At 45.7% G+C, this 18,697-nt stretch carries 15 protein-coding genes; 8 read left to right on the forward strand and 7 right to left on the reverse strand.

Going from position 1 to position 18,697, the window contains the following annotated elements:
• Positions 1-638 precede the first annotated feature (638 nt).
• The 3 genes from truA to ABR189_RS13740 all read right to left on the reverse strand — a co-directional run bounded on the left by truA (position 639) and on the right by ABR189_RS13740 (position 3,643).
• Positions 639-1,400, reverse strand: coding sequence for a tRNA pseudouridine(38-40) synthase TruA (gene truA, locus ABR189_RS13730; RefSeq protein WP_354661086.1), 762 nt, complete (start codon positions 1,398-1,400; stop codon positions 639-641).
• Positions 1,401-1,617: 217 nt separating this feature from the next.
• Positions 1,618-3,111: a DUF4476 domain-containing protein gene (locus ABR189_RS13735; protein ID WP_354661087.1), complete on the reverse strand. Its 1,494-nt coding sequence runs from the start codon at positions 3,109-3,111 to the stop codon at positions 1,618-1,620.
• A 34-nt stretch (positions 3,112-3,145) separates the two neighbouring features.
• Complete coding sequence (locus tag ABR189_RS13740; RefSeq protein WP_354661088.1) at positions 3,146-3,643, reverse strand: biotin/lipoyl-containing protein; 498 nt, start codon at positions 3,641-3,643, stop codon at positions 3,146-3,148.
• A gap of 131 nt (positions 3,644-3,774) precedes the next feature.
• Between ABR189_RS13740 and ABR189_RS13745 the strand changes: the two genes are divergently transcribed.
• Complete coding sequence (locus ABR189_RS13745; protein ID WP_354661089.1) at positions 3,775-6,333, forward strand: M1 family aminopeptidase; 2,559 nt, start codon at positions 3,775-3,777, stop codon at positions 6,331-6,333.
• A gap of 324 nt (positions 6,334-6,657) precedes the next feature.
• Here ABR189_RS13745 and ABR189_RS13750 read toward each other — a convergent pair whose 3' ends face one another.
• From ABR189_RS13750 to ABR189_RS13765, 4 genes are all read right to left on the reverse strand, one after another.
• The gene (locus ABR189_RS13750) at positions 6,658-7,614 is read right to left on the reverse strand and encodes a DUF1835 domain-containing protein (RefSeq protein WP_354661090.1); all 957 of its coding nucleotides are present in this window, start codon (positions 7,612-7,614) and stop codon (positions 6,658-6,660) included.
• Positions 7,615-7,662: 48 nt separating this feature from the next.
• On the reverse strand, positions 7,663-8,439 hold the full coding sequence (locus ABR189_RS13755; protein ID WP_354661091.1) for a TPM domain-containing protein: 777 nt from the start codon (positions 8,437-8,439) through the stop codon (positions 7,663-7,665).
• Positions 8,440-8,525: 86 nt separating this feature from the next.
• Complete coding sequence (locus ABR189_RS13760; RefSeq protein WP_354661092.1) at positions 8,526-8,984, reverse strand: TPM domain-containing protein; 459 nt, start codon at positions 8,982-8,984, stop codon at positions 8,526-8,528.
• Between the two features lie 55 nt (positions 8,985-9,039).
• Entirely contained in the window at positions 9,040-9,618 is a 579-nt protein-coding gene (locus ABR189_RS13765) for a LemA family protein (protein ID WP_354661093.1), read from the reverse strand.
• A gap of 395 nt (positions 9,619-10,013) precedes the next feature.
• Between ABR189_RS13765 and ABR189_RS13770 the strand changes: the two genes are divergently transcribed.
• The 7 genes from ABR189_RS13770 (at position 10,014) to ABR189_RS13800 (ending at position 18,666) form a co-directional block, all read left to right on the forward strand.
• Positions 10,014-10,478 carry a response regulator gene (locus ABR189_RS13770; RefSeq protein ID WP_354661094.1) on the forward strand — a complete coding sequence of 155 codons (465 nt, stop codon included), beginning with the start codon at positions 10,014-10,016 and terminating at the stop codon, positions 10,476-10,478.
• A gap of 198 nt (positions 10,479-10,676) precedes the next feature.
• Entirely contained in the window at positions 10,677-12,050 is a 1,374-nt protein-coding gene (locus ABR189_RS13775; protein WP_354661095.1) for a dipeptidase, read from the forward strand.
• A gap of 133 nt (positions 12,051-12,183) precedes the next feature.
• Complete coding sequence (locus tag ABR189_RS13780) at positions 12,184-13,500, forward strand: glycoside hydrolase family 99 protein (protein ID WP_354661096.1); 1,317 nt, start codon at positions 12,184-12,186, stop codon at positions 13,498-13,500.
• An 83-nt stretch (positions 13,501-13,583) separates the two neighbouring features.
• Positions 13,584-13,976, forward strand: coding sequence for an RNA-binding S4 domain-containing protein (locus ABR189_RS13785; RefSeq protein ID WP_354661097.1), 393 nt, complete (start codon positions 13,584-13,586; stop codon positions 13,974-13,976).
• 286 nt (positions 13,977-14,262) lie between these two features.
• A complete protein-coding gene (lysA, locus tag ABR189_RS13790) occupies positions 14,263-15,489 on the forward strand; it encodes a diaminopimelate decarboxylase (protein ID WP_354661098.1) in 1,227 nt (408 codons plus the stop codon).
• Positions 15,490-15,504: 15 nt separating this feature from the next.
• Positions 15,505-16,134, forward strand: coding sequence for a DUF3267 domain-containing protein (locus ABR189_RS13795; RefSeq protein WP_354661099.1), 630 nt, complete (start codon positions 15,505-15,507; stop codon positions 16,132-16,134).
• 156 nt (positions 16,135-16,290) lie between these two features.
• The gene (locus ABR189_RS13800; RefSeq protein ID WP_354661100.1) at positions 16,291-18,666 is read left to right on the forward strand and encodes a GAF domain-containing protein; all 2,376 of its coding nucleotides are present in this window, start codon (positions 16,291-16,293) and stop codon (positions 18,664-18,666) included.
• The last annotated feature ends 31 nt before the right edge of the window (positions 18,667-18,697 follow it).

Genomic DNA, 18,697 nt, shown 5'->3' on the forward strand with positions numbered 1-18,697 from the left:
TCTGATACTGACTAATAACTTTCTCAAGTATATTAGACGTTTCAATTAATGTTTTTCGCTATACATTACCTGTGTTTTGTTCCGATTTGCATCGAAACAGTTGCTGTTGCTTCCAAACTTTCAAAGAACATTTCTAACTAGCTGTTAGCTTTTGGCTTTTAGCTGTTAGCTTTGATGATGTGTTGATTATGAATCACAGACCCGAAGTCACACCTTTTTTGTTGTTGAGCTGTTAGCCTTTAGCTATTAGCTTTTAGCAACATCTTGTTGCTTCCGTTTCATCTTATCTTCAACCTTTTTGCCTGAAGTATTTCACTGTTCGCTTTCCTCTTTTTCGTTGCCCCGTTATCGTTGGGGTTGCAAAGGTAGGAAACTTTTTAATTCTACCAAATTTTTCTTTTTGTTTTTTTGAAGACTGCAGGAGATGAACAAATTCTCAAACCCTTTACAATCGTGCTTTTCAGCGTATCAAAAAATGGCAGAATCCAGTTGTGTAAAGAGCTTTTTTATTGTGTGCTTTCTATCGAAGCGGAGCGCAAAGGTAGGACCTTTTTCCTTACTTCCAAATCTTTTTTCAGGAAACAAAGGTGGCAATTTTAAAAACCCTTTGTAGCAAAGGCTTACAGCGGATATCTTTTTTAACGGGGCTGCGCTATCTTGTGTAATAACCCCTCCGGATAGCTCACCTTCATCAGGAATAATCCCTGCGGCGGTACAGCAAAATCTGCTTTTGCACAGTTCCGGCTCTCAATCACCTCCCTGAACTGCTCCAGCGAAAGCCGGCCCCTCCCCACTCTCAGCATGGTTCCTACCAGCCCGCGCACCATACCCCGCAGAAAACGGTTAGCGCTAACGTTGTAGACTAAACGTCCGCTATCACTGCTCCAGTAAGAGGTGGCTATCGCGCATAAAAAAGTACGTACCTGCGTATTCCGTTTAGAGAAAGAGGTAAAGTCATGGTACTCTTTTACAATGGCTGCTGCCTGCTCCAGCAGCGACAGATCTATACGGTAAGGAAAGAAGTAACCCCGGTCCTGCATAAAAGGATCCTTATGCGTATATAAGGTATATTCATAGGCACGGCCCAATGCAGAAAACCGGCTATGTGCATCTTCAGGTACTTCATATACTCCTTTCAATACAATATCATCCGGCAGGATCGCATTGATCTTATATACAAACTGCGGATGCAAAGGCAGCTGCGTATCAAAATGCAGAAAGTTCTGCGCGGCATGCACCCCCGCATCTGTACGGCTGGATCCCGTAGATACCACCGGCTCCCGGAACAATATTCGCAATGCCCGGTCTATTTCTGCCTGTACCGTATGCGAATTTTCCTGCACCTGAAAGCCACTGTATTGCGTGCCCTTATACCCTACTTCTATAAAATACCTGCTCATAACTGCGCGAAAGTAATAAAAACAGCCCATAGTATGCCTACAGACACAGCGGGACGCTGCCCCCGCAAAACCTTGCCGTATTCCGGATTTCTTCCACCCCACCTCTTCCGATTACCCCTCTCCTGTAACAAAGCAGCAGGCAGTCATCTCCAAAAAAAAGCGGTTGCCCCCGATAAGGGACAACCGCTTCCATATTATGATGCGATGGTAAAAGGGCTTATTTTTTCAACATTGCTTTAAACCGTCCTTTATAGTAATTGTCGCTCAGCAGATTTTCCAGTGAGCCATACTTTTCAGAATCATATGTTTTAGCATAAGCCATATCCAGTAACTTATACTTATACTCTTCTGCCGACAACAGCTGTACAATGGTTCTTACCTGCGATGTTTCCACACAATAGTTACGTGTCTGGCGCCGGAACGCATCAATCATCCCCTCATCATCTTTAGCAGATACTACTTTCTTCAGCATTTTGCGGAAAGTACCATCATCCATGATATTGCCACAATCGGAATTGATCATTTTCAATGATGATTTTTTCTTTCCGGCAGGCTCCTCCTCAATAGCTGGTGTACCTGTATTGCTGTCCGGCGTACCTGTAACCGCTACCTCTTCTGCATCCTGCTTACGTTTTTTACGGTTGCTGCGGGGTTCTTCCTCATGCATGGCCACTCCATATCCGCTGGTATCTGTAATGATATTATTGGGTCTTTCTGTATCATCCAGCCGGTCTGTTATCCTGCGTTGTTTCTTTTTACGTTTAGCACCCGGCTCATCAATTTCTACCGGCGCCCCTACTGCTGCACCTGCCGCTGAAGAAACTACCGCTCCTGCAGCATCTGTAGCTACGGGCGCTCCTTTGTCATCTGTAAATTCTATAAAGTCCGGCTCCGATGCTTTCTTTTTCTTCTTAGGGCTTTTCTTTTCCGGCTCTGGTGTAACAGGTACCGCTTCCGGCTGTGTTCCTGCTGTTTCAACAGCCTCACTGGCCGCGGCGGTTTTCTGTTCTTCTGCCATTACTTCCTTCAATAAAGCCTGTTCTTCTTCTGTCAATGGCTCCTTATCCGTTTTCTGGGTAACCTTTTCTCCTGCTGGTGCTGCTTTAACAGGCTCCTCCAATGGAATTTCCTCCGGCCGGTCATTTTTTACAACTTTATCCAGGGCAGAGGCAAACGAGTTCGTTTTCTTAACAGGAGGTTTTACATCTGTAGTGATCTCTGCTTTCCCTCCCAGGGAGTCCTGCAAATCCTTATGCATAGCCGTCAACATTTCCCGGCGGGCAAGATCCGCCTGCTCCTCACTGGATAGCTTACTGCCCTCATCCGGAGCTGCTGATGGCTCCATCGCCCGCCGGTCGCCCGACTTAACCACTCCAAATGTCTGCAGATCATATAAAGCATACGCATCATCGCTGCCCTTCTTCAGCAAATATCCCTGGTCATTCCTGGACATTTTCAAATAAAACAGCTGTTCCGGTGCTTCATTTTTTGGGAAGCCCACTGTTACCTGCGTAGTGCCTGGCGGTATCTCTGATAAAATAAGATAGCCTTTGTCGGATGAACTAAGCACCTGGCCTTTATACTTAATATAGAATGGCTGACTCTTTTCACTTTGTATATAAACGAAGTAATGGGGATCCTGTGCCATCAGCCTCCCGCTCAGCAGTAAACCGACCAGCACATATAATAAATTTCTATAACTTAGACGCATACTATTAATTGGTATATCTATCCTATTGCAAATATTATTCCAGCACGATCAGCACCTCACCTTTTTCCACCGCTGTACGTTCTTTCACCTTTATCTCCTTCACCACAGCATCGGTAGCCGACTTAAACACATTTTCCATTTTCATGGCTTCGAGGATCAATACGGGGTCTCCCTTTTTGATGGCCTGACCAGGCGTAACCAATACCTTTAGTACCAGTCCTGGCATAGGCGCTTTAATATCATTGATCTTTTTGACCAATGCGTCCTTAATCCCCATAGAAGCCAGCAGCTGGTCAATCGGCTCTTCAATAGCTACTTCATATACCTGCTGCGCAATCTGCAGCTGGACAGTTTTCGTTTCTTTATCCAGTTTCAGCACCTGGGCGGTATAACTACGGCCATCCATAATAATGCTGAAATCTCCGTTGGGCAGCTGCACACCAGACCAATCTACTACTTTATCATTGCATATTAACTGTTCGCCCTGATTTACGGTAAACGATGATTTACCATTCACTATTGCTTTAATCATATGATTCTTTGCTACTGTAAGCGTAACAAAAATAGCAATTTTAACCACTTACCCCGTATTTGGCTCATTTGTTTAAATTTGAATTTGGTACAACCGGCTTAGCCATTACATTTGTTTAAAATAAGACATACATGAATCAACTCTTGAAAAAACCGCTGCTGAGACTGCTATTAGGGGGAATGACCGGGCTGGGGCTTTATGCTCCTGCCATGGCACAATCTGCAGGTGGTACCCCCGAAGATCCCGCCATGAAAATTTACCGTGCGTCTGCTACCAAAATAAATGATCTGGTACATACCAAGCTGGACGTACGTTTTGACTATGCCAAACAATATCTTTACGGTAAAGCATGGATTACCCTGAAGCCTTACTTCTACCCTACAGACTCGCTCACACTGGATGCAAAAGGCATGGACATCGGGGAAGTGGCCCTGGTAAAAGCCGGCAAAAATACCCCGCTCAAATACCAGTATGATGGTATGCAACTGCGGATACAACTGGACAAAACGTATGAAAGAACAAGTGCATATACGATCTACATTGCCTATACTGCCAAACCCAACGAATTAAAAACACAGGGTAGCAAGGCTATCACCGATGCCAAAGGACTGTATTTTATTAATCCGGATGGCAAAAACCCGAACAAACCCATACAGATATGGACACAGGGTGAAACAGAAGCTTCCTCCGTATGGTTTCCTACTATCGATAAAACCAATCAGAAATGTACCCAGGAAATCAGCATGACGGTAGAAAAGAAATATGTGACACTTTCCAATGGTAAGCTGGTAAGCCAGAAAGCCAATGCAGACGGGACCCGTACCGATACCTGGAAAATGGACCAGCCTCATTCTCCTTACCTGTTTATGATGGCAGTGGGCGACTACGCCATCGTGAAAGACCAGTGGCGTGGCAAAGAGGTAAACTACTATGTGGAAAAACCTTTTGAAAAATATGCGCGGAACATCTTCGGTAATACCCCGGAGATGCTCACCTTCTATTCCAAAATCCTGGATTATGATTACCCCTGGGTGAAATATTCACAGGTAGTAGGACGCGATTATGTATCCGGTGCGATGGAAAATACCACCGCTACCCTGCATGGAGAGTTTATGCAAAAAACCGACCGGGAACTGCTGGATAACAACAACTATAATGAAGCAGTCATTGCGCATGAACTGTTTCACCACTGGTTTGGCGACCTGGCCACTGCCGAGTCCTGGAGCAATCTGACGGTAAACGAATCTTTTGCCGACTACAGTGAATACCTCTGGCTGGAACATAAATACGGCAAAGACGCTGCGGACGAACATAGCCTCTCTGCTGTAAAATCTTACCTGAGCATGGTAGAATATGCCGGGGATAAGCCACTGGTACGTTTTCACTACCGGGATAAGGAAGAAATGTTTGACCAGGTCACCTACCAGAAAGGAGGACGGATTTTAAATATGCTGCGCAACTACATCGGGGACGATGCCTTCTTTAAATCCATGAACCGGTACCTGAAAAATAATGCCTACAAAGCTACAGAGGCCCATCATTTCCGCCTTGCCGCAGAAGAGGTAACCGGCCAGGACCTGAACTGGTTTTTCAACCAATGGTATTTTGGACAGGGATTCCCGATACTGGACATCAGTTATGTATATGACGATGCCGCCAAAACAGTAAGCGTGATCCTGAAACAGCAACCCACCGACAACAAGATATGGCAACTCCCGATGGCAATAGATATCTATGCCGGCGGAAAAAAGGAAAGACATCAGGTAATGGCTGCCAACCAGGTAGATACCTTCACTTTTTCCTATGCTACCAAACCTGATTTTGTGAATGTGGATGGCGACAAAGTGCTGCTGGCTAAAAAAACCGATCGCCGGGATATCAGCACTTACATTTACCAGTACTCACATGCTCCCCAGTATATGGACCGCCGGGAAGCTATAGAGGCCTGCCTGAAACAACAAACCACCAATACTGCTGCACTGGATGTATTAAAGGCGGCTTTAAAAGATAAATATCATGGCTTGCGGGAACTTGTCATTACGGGCTTAAAGCTGGATAATTCCACTGTCAAGGCAGCAGTACTCCCTACCCTGATCAACATTGCCCAAAAGGATGAAGATGGCCCCGTGCGTGCAGCTGCCCTGAAACAATTGGGCGATCTGAAAGATGATGCCTATGCTCCTTTACTGGAAAGCGCTGCCAGCAAGGAAAAATCTTATGCCGCTGCCGGCGCTGCATTACAGGGACTGGCAGCATTACAGCCTGATAAAGCATATGCAATTGCCAAACAAATGGCGGATGAGGCGAAAGGAGGACTTACCGCTGCTATTGCCAACATCTTTGCAGAAAAAGGCGATGAAGCAGATGTACCTTTCTTCGTTAAAAAATTTGATGCAGCTGGTGGACAGGATAAAATTGAACCGGCTATCCAGTATATGGACATGCTGGCCGGTGTAAATACGACCGCTACCGTTATTCAGGGGGTAGACCGTATTAAAGAGATGACCGAACAGCTGAATAACAGCCAGGTAAACAGGTACATCGCCAATATCATGCAGGCCATTGCCAAAAAGAAACAAGCCGACGCAGGTAGCGCCAATGGTACCGCCAGAGATGAATTTAACAAACAGGCGGATCATTTATTGAAAGTGGCCCAAAGCATTATGAGCACTATTAAAGATACAGAGTAAGGCCAGCCTTACCGCTTAATAAATACTTCACAAAACCGTTTCCTGCATTGGAAACGGTTTTTTTTATACCATACAGTCCTGCAAACCCCTATAACTGTTAACTAACTCATTTACAGCTACTTCTATCCATATTTAGAGATAAACCCGCCATGACCCTATGTTTCCTTAGGGATGTTCCACTGTTGTTCCACTATTGTCCCACTGATATCCCACTATTGTTCCACTCTAAAAAGAAGTGAAACATCTATAGGATATCAATTCCTAAAGGGTTGGGGAAAGCAGACTTTACATCGTGTTAAACCAGGCTTTTAAGAGAGGATACTATTATTTGGCGAGGGTGATGGCTACTACTCTTTTGATGGCGGTATCCCAACGCCAGGGGCTATTGATCAGCCGGATACCTCCCAGCCAGCGGTGCTGGAGGGATACATAATCGATGTAATTTTCTTCATTGCCCAGGACTTCCCGGCCCAGGCTGGTGATAGACAGCTGCTGATCATTTTGTTCAATCACTCCGGCGCGGCGCATACGCTGCACATAAATGTCCAGTTGGAAATCGCCCAGACCATATATTTTCATCTCTTTCCAGAACTGCGCGTACAAATCATACCACCGGTATTTGCCTAGCAGTAGCCTTTGCAGAAAAAAATGTTCTATGCTATTCAGGCCGTTATCTACGGAAGGTAATCTTTTGAGGTGTGCCTTCATCGCTTTCCCCAGAAAGGGCAGACTGGCGGAGGTATTGTTACTCAGTACTTCGAGGTCCAAAGGAGCCGGTTGGCAGTAAGCGTTCCAGGTAGTAGCTGCCAGCTCCAGGTCTTCCGGCTGCAGTAACACACGTTGCTCAAATAAGGGTGGAAAGTGCCGGGGCGCCAACATCCCCATTCCTTTAAAGTCAGGGATTTCCGCATGGTCATCTATCGCCACAATGCTGACAGGGGGTAGCCGGCTGGTTAAAGATTGCAGGTAATAAAGCACAAACAGCATATTGACCTGACAGAACAGGTCGAATTCAAACCAGAGGATGATTGCTTCATATTCGCCGGCTGTTTTGAGCTTTTCCAGCTCCTCAACTACATTGGTATAATAGGTTTGTTTGTCGATACCGTATTGGTATTCCAGGTGTTTGGCACGGGATTCAAAAAAAACAGCGGGGTCTTTTGTAGCTTTTACTTTTCCTTCGCACATCATCTCCCGGCATATCACTACATCTCCGGGCACGCCACTCTGCCGGAAAGAGGTAAGGGTAGCATCGCCATTTAAAATGTGCAGATATGCCATAGTTGCTGGGCTTGAACATTCATCAATAAAGACAATCTGATCGGTATCTTACCAGCTGCCGCTGGCGCCACCGCCGCCGCCTGATCCGCCGCCAAAGCCTCCGAAACCACCACCACCGCCGCCAAAACCGCCACCGGATCCTCCGCCGAAGCCACCCAGGCCTCCAATCGGAAATAGCCAGCCGGCGCCCCTGCGGCTGAAAGTGGTGCCCCGTCCGCCACGGTCTCCGCCATTACCTCCCCGGCCCATGATAGAAATAAGGATCACGATCGCCATGATGATAATAAAAACGGTAAAGCTGCTCATACCATCTCCCTGTTTACGGGGAATTCCCTGGTACTCGCCTGCCGCGGCTTTCTGAATAACATCTACTGCCTGATCAAGACCCTGATAATAATGTTCCTGCCGGAACTGCGGGGTAATCACCTCATCAATAATACGGTTGGCGATGGCATCAGGAATGGCCCCTTCCAGCCCATAGCCTGTTTCAATCCGTATCTTCCGGTCTTCTACTGCTACCAGTATCAGCAGGCCATTGTTCCGGCCTTTAACACCGATGCCCCAGTCACGGAGTATTTTAATAGCTACTTCACTGATATCATAATCCCCTACTGTTTTCAGGGTAACGATGGCTATTTGATTGGAGGTACTGTCGCTGTAAGCTACCAGCTTATTTTCCAGTGCATCGATCTCTGACCGTACCAATACGCCTGCAAAATCATTCACCAAGTGCGGGGGGGAGGGTCTGGCCGGAATTTGCTGCGCTTGCGTCAACAATCCTGTTACCAAAAACATCCCCATCAATAACCAGCGAAATACCTTCATTTATCTATAGCTAAAAGTCATTTAAAAAACTGTTCCGGCACAGCGTTGCTCCCCGTATCTGCCCCTCATTGTTCCGGCACTTTACCTTATCGCCCAAAGACAATATCATCCGGAAGCTCATTGGTATCATCACCAGCTTCATAAGGGAAATGAAGTTGTAAAGATTCTCCTATTTCCCGGATGCAGGTTTCAATACCTTCAATCATTTTGTTGCCGGACAGGTGATGACGAAGTGTGGTAGCTTCTGCCTGCCAGAAGTCATCCCCTACCTTATCATGAATACCCTGGTCGCCCAGGATAGCAAACTGATGATCTTTTACAGCGATGTATACCAGTACGCCGTTCCGTTGTTTGGTTTTTTCCATCCCCAATGACAGAAAAGCTTCCCTGGCTCTATCCATTGGATCTACGTAGGTGCACCTGCTTTCTACAAACAGTCTGATTTCACCGGAAGTGAGCCGTTCAGCTACGCGGATAGCATCTACCAGCCGGCTTTTTTCGGTTTCAGTAAAGATCTCTTTTCTCTTGAACGGAAAGATGGACATAAAGTTGGATTAATACCGGGCAGCGCTGATGAGCTGCCCGGTACAGGTATATTTTTTAGAACTGTACTTTAGGTGCATTCTCTGAACCTGGTTGTGCCTGGAAGTAGCCTTTTTGCTTAAATCCGGCAATACCTGCCACCAGATTGCCGGGGAACACCCTTACCGTACTGTTGTATTCATTTACGGCATTGTTAAAGTCGTTGCGGGCTACGGTGATCCTGTTTTCCGTTCCTTCCAGCTGTGCCTGCAGATCGCGGAAGTTCTGATTGGCCTGCAGGGTTGGATAATTTTCAGAAACAGCCAACAAACGGCCTAAAGCGGCACCTAATTGCCCCTGTGCCTGCTGAAATTGCTGAATCTTTTCAGGTGTCAGATTGTCGGCATCAATGGTTACCTGTGTAGCTTTTGCACGGGCTTCCATTACTTCCGTAAGGGTGGTCTTTTCAAAATCTGCTGCCCCCTTTACGGTGCTTACCAGGTTAGGGATCAGATCTGAACGGCGCTGATACTGGCTTTGTACGGCTCCCCATTTATTCTTCACATTTTCATCCTGCTTCACTAACCCATTATACTTCCCACAACCGAACATCCCTAACAGCACTAACACGACGATTACAATAATTCCTTTTTTCATCTGATTTTTTTTTAAATTTTTTAGGCCGGGGTTACCGTACGAGGCATACCGCTGCACTTTTTAGTGGCGGTACCTGTAGTTTCGCCGGAGATAACTTGTTGTTATGAGCGTGTAACTATCCAAACCTACACGAATTTACGCAAAACGCAAAACATTCCTGCCAGCTACGCCCGGAGGCCCCTGGGGAAAAAAAATCAGCCCTGTTGAAATTTTTGACGCAAATAAGCCAGGTTTATATGTAACTTTGTACCAATATTTCAGGTAGCAAAGCCAGGGAATATCAGCGCAAGCCAATATACCTTATACATGTGGATGAAAAGCTTTCTGTATAGTCATGCATTCCATTGTTTCTAACTCACTTATTTTTATTAACTTGTTTTTTAAGTCTGCTTTAAATGAGTGCACCACATATTCACATCCTGTATATTGATGATGAAGTACATAACCTGAATGCATTTAAAGCTTCTTTCAGAAGACTTTACACGGTATTCACCGCCAACTCTGCAGAAGAGGCTGAAAAGCTGTTACTGGAACACGAATTTCATATCATCATCTCTGATCAGCGCATGCCTAAGATGACAGGCATTGAATTTTTTGAGTCCATCCTGGACAGGTACCCGGAACCTATCCGTATGCTGCTGACCGGCTATGCAGATATCAACGCGGTAATAGATGCGATCAACAAAGGACAGGTATATAAATATTTTTCCAAACCCTGGAATGAGGAAGAACTGAAACATAATATTGACAAAGCCTTTGAAGTATATTCTCTCCGTAAGGAAAATAAAGAACTGACCGCAAAACTGCTCGATGTCAATGAAAAGCTTGAATTTTTACTGCGGCAAAAGCTGATTTCCTGATTTTCTGCTGATAACGCTATGTAACAGCTACCGTGCATCCTCCCCTCCTGATATGCTGGTAGCTTCCCTTATCAGCCACCATCGCTTATTTACAGCAATCCCTGTGCTTCTCCCTGGCAAATTTTATCCTCCTCTTGGAAGGCTACTCCTCTAATTCCCGTAAATTGCACCTCATTGTGAACTCAATATTCTAGAAATATGCAAGTTTGGAAAGATTACCAGGCGCAACACCAAAACAGATTCCTGGACGAATTATTAGCATTATTACGTATACCTTCCGTAAGTGCAGATACCCGTCATAACGAAGACACCAAAACATGTGCAGCAGCAGTAAAGCAGCGTTTGATCGAAGCCGGAGCAGATAAAGTGGAAGTATGCCCCACTGCCGGTCATCCTATTGTATATGGCGAAAAGATCATTGACGCCGCCTTACCTACCGTACTGGTATATGGTCACTATGATGTACAACCGCCTGATCCGCTGGACCTGTGGCACAGCGGTCCTTTTGAACCGGTGATCAAAGAAGGTAACATCTACGCCAGAGGCAGTGCAGACGATAAAGGCCAGTTTTACATGCACGTGAAAGCTTTTGAAATCATGATGCAAACCAACACGCTGCCCTGCAACATCAAATTTATGATCGAAGGGGAAGAGGAAGTAGGTTCTGCCAATCTTGGCATTTTCCTGAAAGAAAACAAGGAACGCCTGAAAGCAGATGTAGTACTGATTTCAGATACTTCCATGCTGAGCATGGAAAACCCATCTATAGATACCGGCTTACGTGGCCTGGCATATATGGAAGTGGAAGTAACCGGTCCTAACCGCGACTTACACAGTGGTGTATATGGTGGCGCCGTAGCTAACCCCGCTACCATCCTGTGCCAGATGATCGCGTCCCTGCATGATGCCAACAACCATATTACCATCCCCGGATTTTATGATCAGGTAGCAGCACTGGATGCCACAGAAAGAGCCGCTTTAAACCAGGCTCCTTTTGATGAGGCGGCCTATAAGAAAGACCTGGGCGTAAATGAACTGTGGGGCGAAAAAGGTTATACTACTATCGAAAGAACCGGTATCCGTCCTACCCTGGAAGTAAACGGTATCTGGGGTGGTTACACCGGCGAAGGCTCTAAAACCGTATTGCCTTCCAAAGCTGCGGCCAAGATCTCTATGCGCCTGGTACCAAATCAGGACTGGATCCAGATCTCCGAACTGTTTAAAGCGCATTTTGAAAAGATAGCACCTGCCTGCGTACAGGTAAAAGTAACGGCACACCATGGTGGCAGCCCTTATGTAACGCCTATTGATCATGTAGCATTTAAGGCTGCCAGCCAGGCTATCCAGGCTACCTTTGGGAAAGCGCCTATTCCCGTACGTGGCGGTGGCAGTATTCCTATCGTAGCACTCTTTGAAAAAGAGCTGGGCTTAAAAACCATTCTCATGGGCTTTGGACTGGATAGTGATAACCTGCATTCTCCTAATGAAAAATATGGCCTGGAAAACTATTACAAGGGTATCGAAACCATCCCTTATTTCCACCAGTATTTTGCAGAGATGAGCAAAAAGTAAATACAACTGTTTTTATTATAAGTAAGGCCGGCTAAAGGTGATGACACCTTTAGCCGGCCTTTTTTTGCGGCTACTTTTTCCTGTAATTTGTATTTTACCCTGGCACACTATCCCGTCTTCATAAATGAACCAGATGAAAAAGATGTCACGATTAACTGCCATGCTGGCCCTGCTGGTGGTATGGAGTTCTTTAAATAAACCCGCCATAGCACAATCCTCACCTCAGGCACCTCGCGAAGCTGTCTATGATGAAACAGGTTGTTTGTATACCGCTTACAAAAACCTGGTAATGGCTGGCTATCAGGGATGGTTTGCCGCCCAGGGAGATGCGTCAGAAAGAGGCTGGTACCATTATCAGAACGGGCATTGCGGAGGCTTTTTACCTGGTTGTGCTGCTGTTGACTTCTGGCCGGACATTACTGATTACACTAAAAAGTACAGGTCTCCCTTTCAATTTGCAGATGGTACCCCTGCTTATTTATACAGTCCTTATGACGAAGAAAGTGTAGACCTCCATTTTAAATGGATGCAGGATTACGGGATCGACGGCGTGTTTATGCAACGGTTTGTAGGAGAGATCAAAGCCACCAACCCCAAGGGCAAACGGCATTTTAATAAAGTATTGGAAAATGCATTAAAGGCTGCGAAGAAATATAAAAGGGCCATTTGTATCATGTACGATCTCAGCGGTTGCTCCAGCGCAGATGTGGCTTACCTGGAACAGGACTGGGAGGAATTGCAGACATTATTCCGGCTGTTTGACAACAAGGAAAATCCTACTTACCTGCGGCATCATAAGAAACCCCTGGTGAGTATCTGGGGAGTAGGCTTTAATGATCACCGGAAATATACCATTGCGGATGTGGACCAGCTGGTAGATAAACTAAAAGGCCCTACCAACAAGGTAGCTGTTATGCTGGGCGTACCTTATTACTGGAGATCGCTTAAAAACGATACCGAAAATGCCCCTGCCCTGCATACGCTCCTTAAAAAATCGGATATCATCATGCCCTGGGCAGTAGGCCGCTATCACCCGGATAACTATGCTGCTGTATCAGCAGTATTAGCGGGAGATATTGCCTGGAGCAAAGCCAATAACGTAGACTATGTACCCCTGGTTTTTCCCGGTTTCAGCTGGGGCAACCTAAAGCATAATCCCGCTGTTTATGATGCCATCCCACGACTGAAAGGGGAATTTTTATGGCAGCAGGTAGCGGGCGCCAGACAAGCCGGTGCCCAGGCTTTGTATGTAGCCATGTTTGACGAAATAGATGAAGGCACCGCCATCTATAAATGTGCAGTAGCAGGAAAGCTACCCCTGCATGGTGATAAAAAATTTGTAGGTATTGAGGCGGGCCTTCCCTCAGATTATTATTTATGGCTCACCGGGCAGGCGGCCCGCTGGTTTCATGGGGAAACGGGTTTTACGGCTACCAAATCGGTACGGTAAACAGGGCTTTGCTTTTAATTTGAGCGCTATTCCGGGTAATTCCGTAAAATTGTAGGTGTAATTTTGAAAAGATCTGTTTGAAAATGGCAACATCAGAAAAACTCCGTGTAGACAAATACCTTTGGGCCATACGTATCTTTAAAACGAGGTCGCTGGCTTCTGCAGCCTGCGAGAGTGGTAAAGTAAAACTGAATGGCACCGCCGTGAAACCGGCCAAGCCAGTGTCCCTGGGCGATAAATACGATATTAAAACCGAGGCCCGCAGGTGGCAGATCGAAGTAACCGGCTTGCTGGCCAATCGCCAGGCCTACAGCGAGGCTATTAAATACTATGCAGACCTGACCCCGGAGGAAGATAAAGACTTTAGCCAACGGGTGGCTGTCAGCTTTTATACCGGCAAACGCCCCAGCAAAATCGGCCGCCCCACCAAAAAAGAACGCCGCGACCTGGATGGGTTTATGGAGGGGGAGGAATAAGCCAAAAGCTATTAGCTGTTAGCTTTTAGCCACGTGGATAGCTATTTAGCGCTGGAGGTGAAGAGCTATGAGCTACTAGCCGCAGGCACCGGAGGTGGCCATTTATTGGTAGGAATGAAGCGCTTTGAAGTACAAGCCAGAAATACTAGCGGTTGTCGGCGATCGTGTCAGGTGACCTGACTTAGCTAAAAGCTAATGGCTAACAGCTAATAGCTCCTCATTTATTATGCTTTCTCACATTTGCTTAGTAAATTCGCACCTCTCAAAGCTTTGAAATTATAACTAGATGCCCAAACTAAACGATGTACTTCCTGCCGATTTTCTGGTTAAAGTAGCAGATGAATTCGGTACGCCGGTATACATATACCACGCAGAGAAAATAAAAATCCAATATGAAAAGCTGCAAAAGGCTTTTCAAAAGGCGAATACCCGTTTTTTCTATGCCTGTAAGTCGCTCACCAATATCAACATCCTCAAGTATGTAAATTCCATTGGTTGCGGGCTGGATACAGTATCCATACAGGAAGTACAGCTGGGGCTGAAGGCTGGCTTTGACCCTAAGAACATCATATTTACCCCTAACTGTGTGGATCTGCAGGAAATCATTGCAGCCAAGGAACTGGGGGTGATCATCAATATCGACAACCTGTCTATCCTGGAGCAGTTTGGTAATAAATTTGGCGACAGCTACCCTATTTGCATCCGGTTAAATCCGCATATCATGGCGGGGGGTAATTTTAAAATATCTACCGGGCATATTGACAGCAAATTTGGTATCTCCATTCACCAGCTACGTCATATTGAGCGGATTGTACAATCTACCAAGCTGAAAGTAACGGGCCTGCATATGCATACCGGCTCTGAAATCAAGGATGTAGACGTATTCCTGCGCGGTGTGGAGATTATGTTTGAAATGACACAGCACTTCCCCGATCTGGAATCTATTGACCTGGGAAGCGGCTTTAAAGTAGCTTACCAGCAAGGTGATCCGGAAACCGATATCGATCTGCTGGGTAAAAAACTGTCTGACGCCTTCAATCATTTCAGCAAAACTTATCCCCGCCCGTTACAGCTGTGGTTTGAACCCGGAAAATTCCTGGTAAGCCAATGCGGTTACTTTGTAGTAAAGGCGAATGTGATCAAACAAACTACCGCCAACGTATTTGTAGGAGTGAATTCAGGCTTCAACCACCTGATCCGGCCTATGTTTTACGAAGCTTTCCACCTGATACGCAATATCTCCAATCCTAAGGGAACGGAAAGAATCTATACCGTAGTAGGCAATATCTGCGAAACGGATACCTTTGGCTGGGACCGTAAAATCAATGAAGTAAGAGAAGGGGATTACCTGGTGTTTTATAATGCCGGTGCCTATGGCTTTGAGATGTCGTCCAACTTTAACTCCCGCTTAAAACCTGCGGAAGTACTGGTAAAAGATGGTAAGCCGATGCTGATCCGGAAAAGGGATACGCTGGACGACTTGCTGAAGAACCAGATAGAACTGACCTTTTAACAAAACTGATACCCCATGAACGCTGCCAATGCTATACAGGAATCCCTCGAACAAAAGGGATACCTGCTCACGGAGAAGTTTTCTTTTCTGGGCCTGGCAGCAGTAGTACGGGAGGGGTTCGCTTTCAGGAATATTTTTATAAAATGTTATATCACACTGCTGGCAGGTATTACCCTGTTTGTAATAGCTGCCGGCAGTTACCTCATCTCCACCGGTCAAACTTCCCTCAGTGATTACCTGGCCTACTTTTTCACCGGCGTACTGTCTACCTTCCTGATCATCCCCCTGCATGAATTTATTCATGGCTGTATGTTTAAGTATTATGGCGCCCGTGATGTCCGTTATGGCTTTATTCCTAAATACCTCATGTTTTATGCGGTAGCCCATCTTTTTACGGTGACTTATATCCAGTTCAGACGTATTGCACTGGCCCCTTTCATCATTATCTCCTCCGGCTGTATCATCGCCATACTACTCTTACCCCTTACCGGCAAATTCATTGCCCTGGGATTGCTCCTTTTTCATACTTTTTGCTGTGCAGGCGATTTTGGCCTGTGCGCCTATATGTTTGCCCGCAAAGAGAAGGAGATCATTTCCTTTGATGATGCCAATGAACAGATTACCTACTTTTTTTGTAAATATTAATTATCCATAGAAAACAGGTATCTTTGCAGTCACTCCTAAGCCCAAATTGTTTATCTGTCACTCCTGCACTGTTCCACCTGTTATTAATAAATAAATAGTATTATTTTTTTTAACTAGCTTAATAAGCTGAATGGTAGATTTTTACAGGTATTTTTTATGAAAGCTTTATGTGCAAAACAAGGCGTTAACAGTATAGAACCGCTGCTGGAAAGCCACCTTTCTTTTGGCCCCTTTATCGAGTCGTTAAAGGAAAGGGCGGAAAGCACAACGGATATACGTGCCACATTTTATAAATACATCATTGAAAAGTTCGAGGCCAATCCGGCCACGATGCAGCCTATTGCCTGTACGGAAGACCTGTCTAAATACCAGGAATACCTCGATCTGGTGATTGCGGCTATTTTCCCCGTAACCAGCGATCCGGAGAAGGATATCTATGGCCTGGGCGTACCTGCCCGGCTGGAGCTGTTCTATTACTCCGACCGCCTGAAACAACTTTTTGCCAAAGGGACCGACCAGCTGCTGGTAGCCACCCCGGAAGAAACTTCCCTGGAAAAAGTAAAACACGATAAACTGACCAGGCTATATAAACTGATCATAGAAAAGGTGTACAATTTCCCGGTAACCTATCTCAATGACATTATTCATCCGGTGGATATTCCTGAAAGCGGACTGAAAAAGTATATCAAACTGAATATTGATACCCGGTTTGTAGATATTAAACTAAACGGGGAATTACCTCCTTTCGATTATGCAGAATTTTGTGCCCGGCAGCTCCCGGTAGAAGTATTGATGGATGTCCTGCCTTTGTCCCTTTTCCGCCTGGAAGGCTTTGTGATATGGACTGTAGAAGACGTCACCCAGGAAGAAGTGCTAAACCACATGAAAGACCTGGTACTGAATATGGACCAGGATAATGAGGGCGGCAGCTACGAATTGCTGGATACGATCTTCCCTACATTACTGGATAAGAGAGGCACTACTGCACACCTCGTGCCTTTCCCAAAAATAAACGGCACCAGTGTGCTGGAGGAACAGTTCTGCTATACCGATACCATATTAGGTATTATGGGCAACAGAAAGCAGCAACGCCTGCTTTTTCAGCAACTGCTGGATTATGCTACCCAACATCCTCATCCTTTAGTGGTACCCGATGTAAACGAAACCACTATACAGTCTTACCCCTTCCTGAAACACCTGCCTCACAAAGGTATCAGGAGCTTTATTCTTTGCCCTATCCTGCATCAGCATGAGCTATTAGGCGTACTGGAACTGGCATCGCCCAAAGAGAATGATTTCACACAGGAAACAATAAGCCGGTTGCAGGCTGCTTACCCATTGCTGGTATTGCTCCTGAACCGCAGTATTGCTTTACTGAACGGGCGTATCAACCGGGTTATAAAAGAACAGTTCACGGCATTGCAGCCTTCTGTAGAATGGAAATTTACAGATGCTGCCTGGCAATATCTGTCTACCCCGGAACACGAGCGCAAAGACATCGGCAATATTACTTTTGATGAAGTGTATCCCCTGTATGGTGCAATTGATATCCGTAACTCGTCCATACAACAGGGCAATGCTATCCGCGAAGATCTGCTGGAGCAATTGCAACTGGTAAAGAAAACACTGGACCAGGTAAGTAAAGCGATTCATTTACCCCTGCTGGAAGAATTACAATATAAAAACGACAGCCTGTTAAATGCGATCAGCACCAACCTGCAGGCAGGAGAAGATCTGAAGGTGAATGAATTCGTAGATTATGAAATTGCACCGGTATTACAACACCTGTATGAAAGCAATGCTTCTCTGAAGCCTGTGCTGAACCAGTACTTCTCCAGGGTAGATAAAACGGAAGGGCATGTATACAATCACCGGCGGGAATATGAAGAAAGCCTCGCAAAAGTGAATAATGTTATCAGCCAGTACCTGGAAAAAGAGCGGCACAGTATACAACAATCTTTTCCCTGCTACTTCGAAAAATACCGTACTGACGGTATAGAATATACGATCTATATCGGGCAGTCTATTGCATACGAAAAGAAATTTGACCTGCTGTACCTGCGCAACTTACGGTTGTGGCAATTAACTTCTATGGCGCAGATTGCGAGGATCACACATCAGCTGGCACCAGAGTTGAAAGTACCACTTAAAACCACCCAGTTACTGCTCATGCACAGCTCCCCTATTACCATCAGTTTCCGGAATGACGAACGCCGGTTTGATGTGGAAGGGGCTTATAATATCCGGTACGAAATCATTAAGAAACGTATTGATAAGGTACACATAAAAGGCAGCAGTGAAAGGCTTACACAACCGGGCACTATTGCCATTGTATTTTCTTACGGCCGCGAAATGGAAGAGTACAGAAAGTATATCGCTTTCCTGCAGGATAAAAAGATCCTGAAACCAGGGCTTGAAATACTTGACCTGGAAGAATTACAGGGCGTTAGCGGATTAAAAGCATTAAGGGTGCATGTCAACCTGGAAGAAGCAGTGGTGCCTGCTGTAGAAGGCGTGCGTATTGCAAAGTAAGCATATCGTTAGCAGAAAACAGCAGGAGCTG

The sequence above is a fragment of the Chitinophaga sp. H8 genome, assembly GCF_040567655.1.
In the GTDB taxonomy this organism is placed as follows: Bacteria; Bacteroidota; Bacteroidia; order Chitinophagales; family Chitinophagaceae; genus Chitinophaga; species Chitinophaga defluvii.